Origin of the sequence: Haloarcula pelagica (genome assembly GCF_030127105.1) — an archaeon.
GTDB classification, from domain to species: domain Archaea; phylum Halobacteriota; class Halobacteria; order Halobacteriales; family Haloarculaceae; genus Haloarcula; species Haloarcula pelagica.
The window spans coordinates 440,038-454,173 of sequence record NZ_CP126161.1 but is presented as its reverse complement, the minus strand read 5'-3'; the positions used below and the strand labels follow the sequence as shown (position 1 = coordinate 454,173).

At 67.3% G+C, this 14,136-nt stretch carries 16 protein-coding genes and 1 tRNA gene; 5 read left to right on the top strand and 12 right to left on the bottom strand.

All coding sequences use genetic code 11. The features are described from left to right. Positions 1-263: 263 nt before the first annotated feature. Positions 264-404 (bottom strand): hypothetical protein, encoded by a 141-nt coding sequence (locus P1L40_RS02480; protein ID WP_284009731.1) that lies wholly within the window; start codon positions 402-404, stop codon positions 264-266. A 9-nt stretch (positions 405-413) separates the two neighbouring features. On the opposite strand from P1L40_RS02480, the gene P1L40_RS02475 reads away from it, so the two are divergent. Then, positions 414-602, top strand: a complete 189-nt coding sequence (locus P1L40_RS02475; RefSeq protein WP_284009730.1) for a DUF8029 family protein — start codon at positions 414-416, stop codon at positions 600-602. A 38-nt stretch (positions 603-640) separates the two neighbouring features. Here the strand turns inward: P1L40_RS02475 and trpG are convergent, their stop codons facing one another. The 4 genes from trpG to trpD are packed head-to-tail and all read right to left on the bottom strand — an operon-like array spanning position 641 to position 4,510. Then, on the bottom strand, positions 641-1,279 hold the full coding sequence (trpG, locus tag P1L40_RS02470) for an anthranilate synthase component II (protein WP_284009729.1): 639 nt from the start codon (positions 1,277-1,279) through the stop codon (positions 641-643). Further along, positions 1,276-2,880, bottom strand: coding sequence for an anthranilate synthase component I (gene trpE / locus P1L40_RS02465; RefSeq protein ID WP_284009728.1), 1,605 nt, complete (start codon positions 2,878-2,880; stop codon positions 1,276-1,278). The genes trpG and trpE overlap by 4 nt, the downstream gene beginning before the upstream one ends. Further along, on the bottom strand, positions 2,877-3,518 hold the full coding sequence (locus P1L40_RS02460) for a phosphoribosylanthranilate isomerase (protein WP_284009727.1): 642 nt from the start codon (positions 3,516-3,518) through the stop codon (positions 2,877-2,879). The genes trpE and P1L40_RS02460 overlap by 4 nt, the downstream gene beginning before the upstream one ends. Beyond that, positions 3,515-4,510: an anthranilate phosphoribosyltransferase gene (gene trpD / locus P1L40_RS02455; protein WP_284009726.1), complete on the bottom strand. Its 996-nt coding sequence runs from the start codon at positions 4,508-4,510 to the stop codon at positions 3,515-3,517. Before trpD ends, P1L40_RS02460 begins: the two co-directional genes overlap by 4 nt. 176 nt (positions 4,511-4,686) lie before the next feature. Between trpD and P1L40_RS02450 the strand changes: the two genes are divergently transcribed. Continuing rightward, positions 4,687-4,761 (top strand) — tRNA-Val (locus tag P1L40_RS02450). A gap of 156 nt (positions 4,762-4,917) precedes the next feature. On the opposite strand, the gene P1L40_RS02445 is transcribed toward P1L40_RS02450, so the two are convergent. Together P1L40_RS02445 and P1L40_RS02440 are read right to left on the bottom strand one after the other, a co-directional pair. Further along, positions 4,918-5,409, bottom strand: a complete 492-nt coding sequence (locus tag P1L40_RS02445; protein WP_284009725.1) for an HTH domain-containing protein — start codon at positions 5,407-5,409, stop codon at positions 4,918-4,920. 178 nt (positions 5,410-5,587) lie between these two features. After that, entirely contained in the window at positions 5,588-5,902 is a 315-nt protein-coding gene (locus P1L40_RS02440; protein WP_284009724.1) for a lycopene cyclase domain-containing protein, read from the bottom strand. A 108-nt stretch (positions 5,903-6,010) separates the two neighbouring features. On the opposite strand from P1L40_RS02440, the gene P1L40_RS02435 reads away from it, so the two are divergent. Beyond that, on the top strand, positions 6,011-7,153 hold the full coding sequence (locus P1L40_RS02435) for a CBS domain-containing protein (RefSeq protein ID WP_284009723.1): 1,143 nt from the start codon (positions 6,011-6,013) through the stop codon (positions 7,151-7,153). 27 nt (positions 7,154-7,180) lie between these two features. Here the strand turns inward: P1L40_RS02435 and P1L40_RS02430 are convergent, their stop codons facing one another. The 4 genes from P1L40_RS02430 to P1L40_RS02415 form a co-directional block, all read right to left on the bottom strand. After that, positions 7,181-8,152 carry a phosphotransferase family protein gene (locus P1L40_RS02430; RefSeq protein WP_284009722.1) on the bottom strand — a complete coding sequence of 324 codons (972 nt, stop codon included), beginning with the start codon at positions 8,150-8,152 and terminating at the stop codon, positions 7,181-7,183. Between the two features lie 34 nt (positions 8,153-8,186). Further along, entirely contained in the window at positions 8,187-8,342 is a 156-nt protein-coding gene (locus P1L40_RS02425) for a hypothetical protein (RefSeq protein WP_284009721.1), read from the bottom strand. Positions 8,343-8,544: 202 nt separating this feature from the next. Next, positions 8,545-10,773: a CDC48 family AAA ATPase gene (locus tag P1L40_RS02420; protein WP_284009720.1), complete on the bottom strand. Its 2,229-nt coding sequence runs from the start codon at positions 10,771-10,773 to the stop codon at positions 8,545-8,547. 106 nt (positions 10,774-10,879) lie between these two features. Then, a complete protein-coding gene (locus P1L40_RS02415) occupies positions 10,880-11,533 on the bottom strand; it encodes an L-threonylcarbamoyladenylate synthase (RefSeq protein WP_284009719.1) in 654 nt (217 codons plus the stop codon). 128 nt (positions 11,534-11,661) lie between these two features. Between P1L40_RS02415 and P1L40_RS02410 the strand changes: the two genes are divergently transcribed. Beyond that, the gene (locus P1L40_RS02410) at positions 11,662-12,078 is read left to right on the top strand and encodes a universal stress protein (protein ID WP_284009718.1); all 417 of its coding nucleotides are present in this window, start codon (positions 11,662-11,664) and stop codon (positions 12,076-12,078) included. A gap of 32 nt (positions 12,079-12,110) precedes the next feature. Further along, positions 12,111-13,376: a nickel pincer cofactor biosynthesis protein LarC gene (gene larC / locus P1L40_RS02405; RefSeq protein ID WP_284009717.1), complete on the top strand. Its 1,266-nt coding sequence runs from the start codon at positions 12,111-12,113 to the stop codon at positions 13,374-13,376. Here the strand turns inward: larC and P1L40_RS02400 are convergent, their stop codons facing one another. Then, entirely contained in the window at positions 13,377-14,111 is a 735-nt protein-coding gene (locus tag P1L40_RS02400; protein WP_284009716.1) for a hypothetical protein, read from the bottom strand. It lies immediately after the preceding gene. Positions 14,112-14,136 lie beyond the last annotated feature (25 nt).

The window sequence follows — 14,136 nt, the reverse complement described above, 5'->3', positions numbered from 1 at the left end:
GCGGCACATCTGTACTCATGGATGTCGTATAACCCTTCTGTCTGCGGATTCTGTCGGACTCCGTAGCTATTCGCAGTCGTCACTACGGTGGTCGTCAGGCAGTGCCACGGCGCGGCGTCGCGATGCCGGCGTGTACGAACACTAGCAACGTCGGTCGCTTCTTAATACTGACCAGACCACAGTGAAAGTGAAACCGGGCCCCACCCAACCACGAGACGGGCCGGGGAAATCCAGTGGAAACGAACGGGGGTTTCGACTGGAGATTACCGATCTGTCCCACCGGGGGCGATCACGCGGCCGGTGTCGTCGGGGTCGGGAGCGACCGCGCTGTGGCCCGTCTCTGGGCCGGTTGACGCACCGATCTCTCGGGCGACAGCCAGGAAGTATTTGTGGCAGAACGGCATGGTCCTAGTATGCTCCCCGTCTTACAACTCGGTGGGTTGCCCGGCCTGCCGGCGCTGCTCGCCGGCCTCGTCGCGATCGCGCTCGTGTTACTCGTCGGGCGGGTCGTGATGAAAGTCGCCTGGCGCCTCGTCGTCATCGCGATCATCGTCGTCGCGACCGTCTGGATCCTCGGCATCCTGGGGTTCCAGTTCCTCTGAGAACGGGGTCGCCGTGCCCCGATAGCTCGGCGCGGGGGTCAGTCCTCGGCCGAGCGCAGGAAGTTCCGGATGATGTCGTGGCCCACCGCGGTCAGGACCGATTCGGGGTGGAACTGGACCGCTTCGATCGGGTACTCGCGGTGGCGGACACCCATCACGAGGTCGGTCGGCCCGTCGCCGGTCGCCTCGGTCGTGGTGGCCGAGACGGCGAACGCTTCGGGGACCGACTCGGCGATCAGCGAGTGGTAGCGCCCGCCCTGAAACCCCTGTTCGAGGCCGCGGAAGACGCCTTTCCCGTCGTGATCGATCGGCGAGGCCTTGCCGTGGATCGGATCGGGAGCACGGCCGACGCTTCCCCCGTAGGCGTACACCGCCGACTCCAGGCCGAGACAGACGCCAAGCGTCGGCACGTCGGGGCTGATCTCCCGAAGCACGTCCATCGTCACGCCGACATCCCGGTCGTTCTCGGGGTGGCCCGGTCCCGGCGAGAGGACGATCGCGTCCGGATCGAACGCCGTTACGTCGTCCAGTGAGGCCGTGTTGCGGACCACCTCGGTCTCGGCGTGTTCGGAGACGTACTCGACGAGGTTGTAGGTAAAGGAGTCGAAGTTGTCGACGAACAGCACGCGCATCCCTTCGGGGACCGCGTCCTGGCCGGTCGGCCGTGACGAACTCATCGGCCCCCCTCCGGAGCCACTTCGGTCCGGATCTCGTCCAACGCGACCAGTACGCCGTCCATCTTCTGTTCGGTCTCCTCGTACTCGCTGGTCGGATCGGAGTCGGCGACGATGCCGGCGCCGGCCTGGACGGTCACGCGGTCGGCGGTCCCGTCTGTGGCGGGCAGCGGCGCGTCGGTCTCGACGGTCGCCGAGCGGATGACGATGGCGAAGTCGGTGTCCCCGCCCCAGTCGAAGTAGCCCACACCGCCGCCGTAGGGGCCGCGTGGGGAGCGTTCGAGTTCGTCGATGATCTCCATGGCACGGATCTTCGGCGCGCCCGAGAGCGTGCCCGCGGGGAACGTCGCCCGCGCGGCGTCGAAGGCATCGGCGGTGTCGTCGAGCGTCCCGGTCACCGTCGACTCGATGTGCTGGACGTGACTGTACTTCAGGACGTTCATGAACTCGTCGACCCGGACCGAGCCCGGTTCCGAGACCCGGCGTACGTCGTTGCGCGCCAGGTCGACGAGCATCGTATGTTCGGCCCGTTCCTTGTCGTCGGCGAGCATCTCGCCGGCCAGGCGGCGGTCCTCGACGGGCGAGTTCCCCCGGGGGCAGGTACCCGCGATGGGGTTCGAGACGACACGGTCGCCGGCCACCGAGACCAGCGTCTCCGGGCTCGCACCGACGATGCTCAGGTCGTCGTACCCGAGCAGATACATGTACGGCGAGGGGTTGACCGCGCGCAGCGACTCGTACAGCCCCAGCGGGTCCACGTCGCCGTACAGCTCACGGGTCCGGGAGACGACGCCCTGATAGATGTCCCCCGAGAGGACGTACTCTTTCGCCCGCTCGACGGCGTCCTCGTAGTCGTCCTGTGGGCCGGCCACCTCGTCGACCTGGGTGAAGCCGCCGGTAGTCAGCGGGTCGAGGTCCGAGAGGACCGACTCGACGCGCTCGGCCTCGGCGACGAGTTCGTCGTATCGAGCGCCAGCGTCCTCGTCCGCGCGGACGACCGGCGTGAACACCAGTTCGACGCGCTCCTCGACGTGGTCGAACCGGACCGTCGCCGTCGTCAGGACGAACTGGGCGTCCGGAAAGCGGGAGTCGGGCCGCTCCAGCCCGACCTCGTCGAGCCAGAGGTCGTACACCGCGTCGTAGGCCAGAAAGCCGACCAGGCCGCCGTCGAGGCGCTGGCGGTCCGTCTCGGGGAACCCGCGGAGTTCGACATCCGGCATCGCCGCACGGAGGTCGTCGACCACGTCGCCGCCGTCGGTCGTGACCAGGTCGGCGTACCGGTCGTCGAAGACCTCGACCTCGCTGTCGGCACCGGTGACCGTGACGACGGCTCGCGGGTCGTAGCCCACGAAGGAAAAACGGGCGTGGCGGTCGTCCGTCTCCGGGGCGAACGCGCCGTCGGGGTCGCTGGAGGCGACCTTCTCGGCGCTCTCCAGCAGGAACGTGTACGCCCCGGCGTCGACATCGGTCGTCCGGCCGGTCAGTGCGGCGTAGGCCGTCAGCGGTTCGACGGCAACGTCCAGTTCCGCGGCGGCGCGGACGACGACCGGACGGTCGGCTTCCGCGTCGGCGACGAACTGCTCGCGCGAGCGGTCCAGCGTCACGCCGGCACCTCCGCGCTCGTTGCCTCGGCGACGAACCGTTCGACGGCGTCGTGGTCTTTGACGCCTCCGCTCGCTTCGACGCCGCTCGCGACATCGACGGCGAAGGGACGGACGGTCTCGACGGCCTGCCCGACGTTGTCGGGTGTCAATCCGCCTGCGAGTACCACCGGAACGTCGAGCGAGCCGACCAGTTCACGGGTCCGCTCCCAGTCGTGCGTCTCGCCGGTGCCGCCGGCCCCGTCCGCGTCGACGGAGTCGACCAGTACCGCGTCGGCGCGACTGGCGTACTCGGCCAGATCGTCGGCCGCGGCGTCGACGACCGCGACGACCTGCTGGGAGACGCGTCTGCGCAGTGCGCCCAGTTCCGCCGGCGAGAGGCCGTCGTGGATCTGGACCGCACCGGGTTCGATCGCGTCGACGCGACGGACGGCCGCCTGGACCGTCGTCGGCATCGTCACGAGGACGCTCGTCACGAACGGCGGGACGCCGTCGACGAGGTGCTTGGCGGTCTCCTCGCCGACTTCCCGCGGGGTGTCGACGGGGACGCCGTGGATGACACCGACGGCGTCGGCTCCGGCCGCGACGACGGCGTCGCGGTCCTCGGCGGATGTCACACCACAGATCTTGACCCGCGTCATACCCCGACCAGATCCTCCAGCTTCGCCGCGGCGTCGCCCGAGTCGATGGCCTCCCGGGCCAGTTCGACTCCCTCGCTGTGGGTGTCGGCGACGCCGGCGACGTAGATGGCCGCGCCGGCGTTCGCGAGGATGATGTCACGTTTGGCGCCGTCGACGGTCCCCTCGACGATCCCTCGGAGGTCCTCGGCGTTCTCCTCGGGCGTCCCGCCGGAGACGGCCTCGATGTCGGCGGTCTCCAGGCCGATGTCCTCGGGGACGATGGTGTACTCCTCGATCCGGTCGCCGGTGACCTCCGCGACCGTCGTCTCGCCGTGGATGCCGATCTCGTCCAGGCCGGCCCCGTGGACGACCAGTGCCCGCTCGACTTCCATCCGGGCCAGCGCCTCGGCGACGATCGGAACGAGTTCTGGATCGTAGACGCCCAGCACCTGTGCGTCCGCCCCGGCCGGGTTGGTCAGCGGCCCGAGGATGTTGAAGACGGTCCGCATCCCCAGTTCCTTGCGCGGGCCGATGACGGCCTTCATCGCCGGGTGGAAGACGGGGGCGAGCATGAACCCGATCCCCTCCTCCTCGATGGCGTCCTCGACGGCCGGGGGTTCGGCCTCCACGTCCACGCCGGCGACCTCCAGCACGTCGGCACTCCCCGACGACGAGGACACGGAGTAGTTCCCGTGCTTGGCGATCGGGACGCCGGCGCCCGCCGCCACGATCGCGCTCGTCGTCGAGACGTTGATCGTGTCGTAGTCGTCGCCGCCCGTCCCACAGGTGTCGACGAGCGTCTCCTGCTGTGGCTCGATCGTGCGTGCGGCGTCGCGCATCCCCTGCGCGAAGCCGGCGATCTCGGCCTCCGTCTCGCCTTTTGCCCGGAGCGCGGTCAGGAGCGCACCGATCTGTGCTTCCGTCGCTTCTTCGAAGACGAGCGCAGCGACCTCGCGGGCCTCGTCCTGTGTCAAGTCTTCGCCGTCCGTGACGCGTTCGATGTACTCCTGCATGGGATCACCAATGAACTATTTCGTGTTGTAATGTACAAATCCGTACACTGACTTAACGTTGTCGGGCTGACCCCGTTCGTGGCCGGTGTGAGTCGAATCAACAGACGACGCACGGATACCGAATCCGAAACCTTCAATTATACCCCCCGGCAACAGAGAAGTGTACGAGGCAGCGAGGGTTCGTGGTCTAGGTCGGTTATGACACCTCCTTGACATGGAGGAGGCCGGCGGTTCAAATCCGCCCGAACCCACTCCTTCTGTCGCGACCGATCCTGAAGCGGCTGGTATCGATATGAGGATTCGCTGTTCAGTGTCTGATCGAGCCAGAGAACCGTGTCTTTCGACGGAGTGGTCGGTGCTAATCGGCGAGGCCTACAGGAAGTAAAACTAGCCGGCGGGGACGGGCCTCAGACGATGCTCACGTCGGCGGCGTCGCGGCTGACGGCACTCTCGCGGCCGTCCTCGATGGCTTCGAGGCGGTCCATGATCGTGTGGACTACGTCGCCCTCGGTACAGGGGGCGACGTGTGAGAGTTCGCCGTCGCGGTACTCGGCAAGGCCCATGACCGGGAGCACCATCGCGTCGTAGGCTTCGTCGGTGACTTCGGACTCGACCTCGCCGGACTGATAGAACGACTCCAGGGAGACGTTGTTCGAGAGGGCCCACTGTTTGAACTCCGCGACGCGGTTCAGGATGTACTTGCCTTCTTCGGTGTTGGCGGCGGCCGACTCCGGAGCGATCTGCTTGCCCCAGACGACGACGTTGAAGCCTTCGATCTCGTCCTCGCGGTCGAGGCGGTCGAGGCGGTCGAGCACGGCTTCCTGTCGTTCGTGGGCGCCGTCGGGGAGCATCGATCGGACGTACAGTTCGATATGGGGTGCGGGAGCGTCCTGAGTCATGTCTGTTTTGAGTCATACAGGCGGGACTACAAATAGATTCCGTGGGTAATGTATGCACAGCACGGAACTGTATATACTCCTTGTACCCGACTACGTCCGTCGATTCCGCCGGTGCTGTTTCCATCGTTATCCGACACCTCGGGTCGGTTTACCAACTGAAAGACCAGTGTCGAGGTGGTTATATATCACGATCGTTCCGGTGGTGGATCGTCTCGTGGAGACCGATGACAAGCGCCGGCACGACGATCATGAAGATGTGTTCTTCGACGGGGATACCCAGGAGGTCGATGCCCGTCCGGAGGCGGATCTCGAACACGCCGACGGTCAGTGTGTACCAGTCCCAGACGTATGCGATCGGGTACAGGACGACGATGGTCCGGGCCGCCTTCCGGAGTGCCCCGGCCCGCCACAGCAGACCCAGCGCGACACCGCCCCACAGCACCTCCGTGACGAGGTAGGTGTAGGGGCCAAAGACCCCGATGTCGGGAAGCATATTCGATGGACGAAGCGCCGCTCCTAAAACCTGTCCGGGGTCTCCTTTGCCGGGAACCAAACCAAGCTTGATAACCCTTCACGTCGAACCTCCGCGGTGTGAAGCACGATGGACATTGCTGACATCGCCACCAGAGAGTTTGTCGAGGTCGACGCCAACAAGCGCCTCGGGAAGGTCCGGTCGATCTTCGAGCGCGAGAACCCGAAAGGCATCATCGTCACCGAGGACGGTGCCTACGCTGGCGTCATCACGCAGAAACAGTTGGTCCAGTCCCACGTCGAGGACAACGCGAAGGCGGGGGCGATGACGAGTTCCGCACCCAAGGTCGAACTGACCGACGACGTGCGGAAGGTCGCCCGCGTGCTCGTCGAGGGCGGGACGAAACTCGCCCCGGTCTTCGAGGGCGACTCCCTGTGGGGGATCATCACCGAGGACGCGATCCTCGAAGCGGTGCTGGAGAACCTCGACGCCCTGACCGTCGAGCAGATCTACACCCAGGATGTCATCACGGTGTCGGAAGAGACCAACGTCGGGCAGGTCGTCAATCTCCTCCGGAAGAACGGGATCTCCCGGCTTCCGGTGCTCGACAGCGACGACCGGTTGACCGGAATGGCGACCCGCCACGACATCGTCGACGTGGTCGTCCGGGACATGAACAAGGCGACCAGGGGCGACCGCTCGGGCGAGATCGAGCGGATCCTCGACCTCCCGGTGTACGACGTGATGTCCAGCCCGGTCGCGACCGCCAATCTCGACGAGTCCGTCCGGGACGCCGTCGGCCGGATGCTGGAACACGACTACGCCGGCCTCGTCGTCACGCCGGCCGACGACGACAGCGAGGTCGCCGGCATCGTCACCAAGACGGATGTCCTCCGGGCGCTGACCTACACCGAGGAAGAGCATATGGACGTACAGATCACCAACATCACCCTCCTGGACACGATCAGCCGCGAGGACATCCGACAGTCCATCCAGGAAGTCGCGGACAAGTACCAGGCGATGCAGGTCCAGCACGCCCACGTGCGCTTCCACGAACACAAGGAGAAGCTCCGCGGGACCCCGCTCATCCAGTGTCAGATCCGCCTCCGGACCAACAAGGGCCAGGCCGCCGGCTCCGGTGAGGGGTACGGCGCCGAGACGGCGTTCAACGTCGCGCTCGACAAGCTCGAACGGAACGTCCTCGAACTCAAGGGCGTTCAAGCCGACGAGGAGTACCGCGGGCAGCTACTTCGGAAGCTCGGCGAGTTGTAACGGCGTTTCTTCCCCCGCTTGCTGTACTCAGGACCCTGACGGGTCCGCCGTCGCCGTCTCGCGAGCGGCCGCGAGTCGCGTGTCGAACTCCGACCGAACGTCGGCAGCCAGTTCGTCAGCCGGCGCCTCGGCGTCGTCCGACCAATCGTCGAACGCCTGCGGGACGAGAAGATACGAGACGGCCCGATAGAGGGGTTCATACCGCTCGAAACCGGGTGGAAGTCCCCCGGCCTGGTCCCGGTACCCCGAAAGCAGCGCATCGTCGAAGGACTGCTGCTCGGCTTCGGATACGTCGGGCTGACCGGTGTGGTGGAACATCGCGTCGACCAGCCCGAACGCCGGGTCGCCGACGAGGGCACGCTCCCAGTCGAGCAGTCCTGTGGGGTCGAGATGGAGATTGATACGACTGGGGTCCCCGTGGACGAGTGTCGGCGGGCCTTCGAGGACGGGGTCGACCGCGCGGACAGTCTCGACGAGTCGTTCGGGCAGGTCCGCGAACCGCTGGGGGAACCAGTCGTCCGCTCGCGCCTCGATTGTCCGACACAGCGTCTCGGTCCAGGTGCCCGAGTGCAACTCCAGCCCGTCGGCGTCGCCACCGGTGACGACGCCCGGCGAGTCGAACGTCGCGCGGTTGACATCGGCGACGACCGCCCCGAGGCGGTGGAGTGACTGCTCCCGGTCGCCGTCCCCGGTCCACCTGTCGTTGAACAGCGTCCCGGGCAGCGGTTCGGTGACCAGATACGGCGGGTCACCCGCGGAGTCGGCGGCCACCACCGCCGGCGTCCCGACCGGACAGTGAGCCCCCGCGTAGCGGACCGCCGCGATCTCGCGTCGGAGTCGTCTCGGCGATCCCGTCACAGTCTTCACGTAGACGGGGTCGCTGTCGGCGAACGTCACGAACGCCGTCTCGTTGCCCGGACGGGTCGTCTGTGGGCTGATCGTCTCGACGGTCTGGTCGGGGAGGGCGCGCTGGAGGGCGCGTTCGATGGAGTCGCTCATGCGGGTGAGTCTATCCCGGCATTCGGCTATCGCGTCAAAAAGCTTCGTTCGGTATCGACAGGAAACACAAGGTGTCACTGTGTCGGGAAGCCGACCGCTCTCGGCCCTGCGTCCGCTCGACGGCCGTCTCGAGGTCGCTGAAGCTCTCGATCACAGCATCCGGCACGTCGACCTGTGATTTGACCGCCATCGCCGTCGTCCCGTCGGAGACGAACCCGATCCTGTCGACTCCCGTGTACTCGCCGTTCTTCGACCACTGCTCGCCCAGGTACTCCTGGGTCTCCGTGCGAGGGTGGTTCCGTCACTGCTTACGTAACGTCCACTAACAGCGTAGGCACTCGTCGGAGTCGAACGAGACTGGCCGGAAGGGGCGATACGACTGCGAAACGGGGTTACTGGAAGCCGATCCGGCCGCTGCCACCGCGGCGCTGCTGTGGGCTGGAGCCCCCGCCTTTGAAGTCTTCCTCCATGCGCTCGTAGTACTCGCGGATGTCGTCGGTCACCGTCGGGCGGACGTTGTCCATCGCCTGCCGGAAGTGGCGCATCTCGACTTCCTCGGCGTCGTCGGACTCCCGCAGGGCCTCGATAGCCGCTTCGCGGGCGATCGACTCCAGATCCGAGCCGACGAATCCGTCGCTGATCTCGGCCAGTTCGCGCAGGCTCACGTCAGGCGACAGCGGCGTGTCGTCGGTGTGGATCTTGAGGATCTGCTCGCGGCCCTCGATGTCGGGTTCGCCGATCATCACGAGCCGATCGAACCGTCCCGAGCGGATCAGCGCCGGGTCGATCATGTCCGGCCGGTTGGTGGCACCGATGACCATCACGTCCTCCATCTCTTCGAGACCGTCGAGTTCGGTCAGCAGTTGGTTGACCACGCGCTCGGAGACGTTCGACCCCATGTCGCCGCCCCGACCGGGCGCCAGCGAGTCGAGTTCGTCGAAGAAGATCACCGTCGGCGCGACCTGCCGGGCCTTCCGGAAGGTCTGCCTGATGGCTTTCTCCGATTCGCCGACCCACTTGCTGAGCAGTTGCGGGCCGCGGACGCTGATGAAGTTGGCGTCGGTCTCGTTGGCGACGGCTTTGGCCATCAGCGTCTTCCCGGTGCCGGGCGGCCCGTACAGCAGGACGCCGGAGGGCGGCGTCACGCCCATGCGTTCGAACTTCTCGGGGGAGTTCATCGGCCACTCGACGGCTTCCTGGACCTCCTGTTTGGCCGATTCGAGGCCGCCGACGCTGTCCCAGGAGACCTTCGGCAACTCGACGAGGACCTCCCGCATGGCGCTCGGACTCACCTCGTTGAGGGCTCCCTTGAAGTCCTCGCGTTTGATGATCATGCGGTCGATCAGGCTCGGCGGGATGTCCTCCTCGTCGAGATCGATCTCGGGGAGGTACCGGCGCAGGGCCTTCATCGCGGCCTCTTTCGTGAGGCTCTCGATGTCGGCGCCGACGAAGCCGTGGGTCTCGGTCGCCATCTTCGCGAGGTTCACGTCGTCCGAGAGGGGCATCCCGCGGGTGTGGATCTGGAGAATCTCCTCGCGGCCGACCTCGTCCGGGACGCCGATCTCGATCTCGCGGTCGAACCGGCCGGGACGGCGCAGCGCCGGGTCGACGCTGTCGACGCGGTTGGTCGCGGCGATGACGATGACCTGGCCCCGCGATTCGAGGCCGTCCATCATCGTCAGCAACTGGGCGACGACGCGGCGCTCGACCTCGCCGGTCACGTCCTCGCGCTTGGGCGCGATCGAGTCCAGTTCGTCGATGAAGATGATCGAGGGCGCCTCCTCGCTGGCGTCCTCGAAGATCTCACGTAACTGCTGTTCGGACTCCCCGTAGTACTTCGAGATGATCTCCGGCCCGGCGATAGAGAAGAAACTGGCGGAGGTCTCGTTGGCGACGGCCTTCGCGAGCAGGGTCTTCCCGGTGCCCGGCGGACCGTGTAGCAGGACCCCCTGGGGCGGCTCGATGCCGAGTTTCTTGAAGATCTGGGGGTGTTTCATCGGCAACTCGACCATCTCGCGGACCCGCTGGATCTCGTTCTGGAGCCCGCCGATGTCCTCGTAGGTGATGCCGCCGCCGGTCTTCTCGAAGCCCGAGATGGGTTCCTCCCGGAGTTCGACCTCGGTGTCCTCGGTGATGAGACAGACGCCGTCGGGCTCGGTTTCGACGGCGATCAGCGGGATCGCCTGACCGGGCGAGCGCATGAACGGGTGGTTCGTCGAGGACATCACCGGGACAATGTCGCGTTCGACGACAGGGCGCTTGAGGATCTGGCGTTTGACCATGCCGGCCGCGTCCGAGCCGAACTGGACCGACGCCTCCTCCGGTGGGGCCAGGACGAGTTTGTCGGCCTTCTCGGCGTCGGCCTTCCGGATGGTCACGCGCTCGCCGATGCCCACGTCGGCATTCTGGCGCGTGAAGCCGTCGATCCGGACGGTGTCGGTGTTCCAGTCCTGCCGGTCGGCGCGCCACACCTTCGCGGCGGTCGTGTCGCTGCCCTCGATCTCGATGATGTCGCCGGGCGAGAGCTTGAGATGCAACAGCGTGTCGGGGTCCAGCCTGGCGATCCCGCGCCCCGAGTCGTTCGGGTACGCCTTCGCCACTTCCAGTTGAACTTCGTTCATAGTAGAGTGAAGGTAGAGAGAACTCGGGTATCCCGGGAGATATGCTTTATGCTACCGGCGGGCAAATCGCGTGGCGACGGGTTTTTATGTGACGTGCTACCACAGATCAGTCGACGCGCAACGGCGCGGCGCTCTCGATCGCTTCGGCGTCGATGTCACCCCGCCTGAGGGGCGTCGCGTCTCCCCGGTCCCCGGCAGCCAGTGAGAGGATGGCCGAGGCTCGCGTGGTCCCCTGTGGCTCCCCGGCGAGCACGTAGTCGGCCGCGTCACCGACGTGCTCGACCGCCCGGTCGACGGTGACGAGCGTGTCGTCGTCGACGGTTCCCGACTGGTTGGCCGAGGTCATCGCCAGCGGGCCGTCGACGGCCGCCGCGAGGTCCCGCCAGACAGGGTTCGAGAGACAGCCGACCGAGACGGTCCCGTCCATCGAGAGCCGGTCGTGCTGTCCTGTGTCGGCCTGTTCCAGCACGAGGTTCAGCGGGCCGGGCCAGAACGCCTCGACCAGCGTGTCGACGACTGCGGGGTCGGGATGGGTCCCGAACCGCCGCCAGTCGTCGGGATCGCGCACGAACAGCGTCAGCGGCTTGTGCGCGGGGCGATCCTTGATCTCGTAGACCCGCTCGATGGCCGCCGCGTGCCCGGGGTCGACGGTCAGTGCCATGTTCGTGTCGCTGGGCGCGACGACGACACCGCCGTCCGCGAGACAGTCCGCGACGGTTTCGACAGCCGCCGTCGTCGGGTCCAGAACCTCCGTCGTCATACGCTCCGCTCCTCGGCCGACCGTGATGTCGGTTCCGATGGCGTGCCATCGACCCGCATACCCTCCGAAAGCCACCGACGGCTGCCGCCACCGCCGTGATTGATAAGGCTGGATGCGATACCGCAGGTATGGTCTTTCTCGTCCCCTTCGACGGATCGCCGCTCGCAGAGGCAGCACTCGACCGCGCAGTCACCTACGCCGCCGCCATGGACACCGATGTCGTCGCGGTCAGTTTCGTCCCGACCGGGGCGGACTACGCCGAGCGCCGTCGACGGGTCGACCCACACGAGGACTTCGCCGTCGAGAACGCCGCCAGCGACCTCCGCCGGAAGATCGAGGAGACGACCGACGACGCCGAACTGCGCTACGAGGACGCGAGCGCCCAGTCGGCCAGCGAACTCTCCGAGATGGTGAAACGGGTCGCCCGCGACGTTGATGCGACTGTCGTCTTCCTCGGCAGCGACGACGCCGACGACATCGTTGTCCCCATCGGAGAGGCCGCGGCCGGCGACACCTACGACGTGCATATCGTCCGGCGTTCCTGAGGGCTTTTTACGGCCCGGAGCCACGTCTGGGTATGCGAACACTCGCTTTCGACGGCCGGACCGGCGCCGCCGGCGACATGCTGCTTGGCGCCCTGCTTGCGGCCGGTGCCGACCGGTCGGTGCTCGACTCGGTCGAGTCCACGCTGGACATCGGGTACGCCGTCTCGACGGTCGATCGCGCGGGCGTCAGCGCGACCAGGGTCGACGTGCTTCGGACCGACGGCGACGACGAGCACCACGACACCGACCAGGGTCACGACGGTGACCACGGGCACCACAGCGGAGACAGTCGCCCCCACGCCGAGGGCCACGGACCACACCGGAGTTACCGGGAAGTCGTCGACATCGTCGAGGGGATGGGACTCCCGTCGGCCGTCGAGGCGGACGCGCTCGCGATCTTCGAGATCCTCGGCGAGGCCGAGGCAGCCGTCCACGGCACCGACCTGGCCGAGACGCACTTCCACGAGGTCGGCGCCGACGACGCCATCGCCGACGTGGTGGGGAGTTGTCTGCTCCTCGACGACCTCGATGTCGAGCGGGTCGTGACGACGCCGGTGTCGGCCGGCGGCGGCACCGTCGAGATGAGCCACGGCACCTACCCCGTGCCGACGCCGGCGGTCGTCGAGATCGCCGAGCGTGCCGACTGGTCGCTCCAGGGCGGCCCCGTCGACGCGGAACTCCTGACGCCGACCGGTGCGGCCATCCTCGCACACGTCGCCGAGGGCGTCCCGTCGCTGCCCGCCGTGCGGGTCGAAGCGTCGGGCTACGGGGCGGGCGGTCGCGATCTCGCCGACCGTCCCAACGTCCTCCGAGCGACCGTCGGTGCGGACGAGGGACGGCTCCGCCGTGACGAGATCACCGTCTTGGAGACGAACGTCGACGACGTGGCCCCGGAAGTGCTCGGAGACCTCCAGCGGTCGCTGGCCGAAGTCGGCGCCCGGGACGTGTCGATCCTCCCGGCGACGATGAAGAAATCCCGTCCCGGCCACCTCGTGAAGGTGATCTGCAAGCCCGACGACGCCCAGCGAGTCGCCCGGCGTCTCGCCGAGGCGACCGGGACACTGGGGGTCCGTGAACACGGTGCCGGCCACCGCTGGGTGGCCGACAGGGAGATCGTCACCGCGACGGTCACGGTCGAGGGCGAGGAGTACGCCGTCGACGTGAAGGTCGCCAGCGACAGCGACGGCACGGTCTACGACGTGAGCGCGGAGTTCGACGACGCCGTCGCCGTCGCCGAGGCGACCGGGCTGTCGGTCCGGGCGGTGCTGGACCGCGCCGAACGCGCCGCCGAGGCGTAGTCAGGCGTCCTCGCGGTGTTTCGCCAGCGCCTCGTCGATAGTCAGGTCGCCGGCGGCGACCCGCCGCGCGAGCGAGTCGCCGATCGCGCGGTTAGTGTCGCTCTCCTCGCGCGAGCGGTCCTTGATACGCTGGAGTTCGCCCGCGGTCGGATCGATGTCGCGGCTCTGTATCTCTTCGCCCTCCAGGCGGGCGATGTTGACCGCCGCCAACACGTCGCCCATCCCGCGGGCGCCGGTGCCGAGATACGGCGTCGTCCCCGTCTCGTCGACGAGTTCGATCGGCACGTCCTCGATGTCGTCGATCAACCGCGAGCCCACGAGGCGGGCGCCGTCACCGATCCGGACCACGGGCTCGACGGCGTCTGTGACCTCCTGGGCGACCACTGCCGGGGCCTCCGCGGCGGGGACCTGGAACGCCGCGACGACCGTCTCGCCGTGGAGGACGGCGATGCCGGGCCGCTCCCCGGGGTCGATCCCGACGACGGTCCGCCCGCCCTCGCCCCGGAGTGTCGCCATCACCTCCTCGATCGCCCGACGCGGCGCCTCGGGATCGGCCTGGACCACCGGAACGCCGTCGGGGATCTCGACGTGCTCGCCGGCCGCGACGACGACGATCGACGTGTCGGCGGGCCACTCCTCGCCGGGTTCGATAGTCGTAAACTCCGTCCCACGGTCGCGGAGCTCGTTGACGACGCCGTGGTACACTTCGAAGTCCTCGGTCGCGACGACGATCACGACCGTAGTTACCCGGGAACCCACT